1 pseudogene is annotated in these 501 nt (G+C 42.5%); it reads right to left on the bottom strand.

Annotated features, from left to right (window positions below):
• Positions 1-253: 253 nt before the first annotated feature.
• Positions 254-501, bottom strand: a pseudogene (locus R7R24_RS30895) (methyl-accepting chemotaxis protein); the annotation flags it as partial.

Below are 501 nucleotides of genomic sequence, written 5' to 3'. Positions count from 1 at the left end.
GACGATCTAGACCAATTAAGCTTACTTGTTTGCTCATAATCTTGCTCCTTGGAGAGTAAAGTTTAAAAATTCTTTTGCAGTATTTGCTGCCGATGGAGTCATATTAGATCTGAGCGGTGAGGAAGGAAATTTGGTTTTAGCTATAGATTTAATAACTAAACTCAATGAGCAATTAGGTTATGTGAGTAGTAGAATAGTTGAAACCCTCGACCATTGTATTTCTTCATGGTCGAGGAGCATTCATTGGGGGGTTCTAAGCCGTTTTAAACATGGCCATTTGTTGATTCAACTCAGTGACTTGTTGCTTCACTTGCAACGACGTCTCAGAAGCATGCTGACTGTTACTCGCCACCATTTCGACCGACTGTGTAATGCCTGCCATTAACCCATTTATGGATTGCGTTGCGTGAGATTGCTGCTCGGCAGCAGCGGCCAATTCTGTCATTTGCTCGTTTAGAGAACCGATCTGCTCTGTCGTTGAAACCAATCTCGTTACGGCAT

This window comes from Vibrio sp. 704 (assembly GCF_033339295.1).
This window is presented reverse-complemented; position numbering and strand designations above follow the sequence as displayed.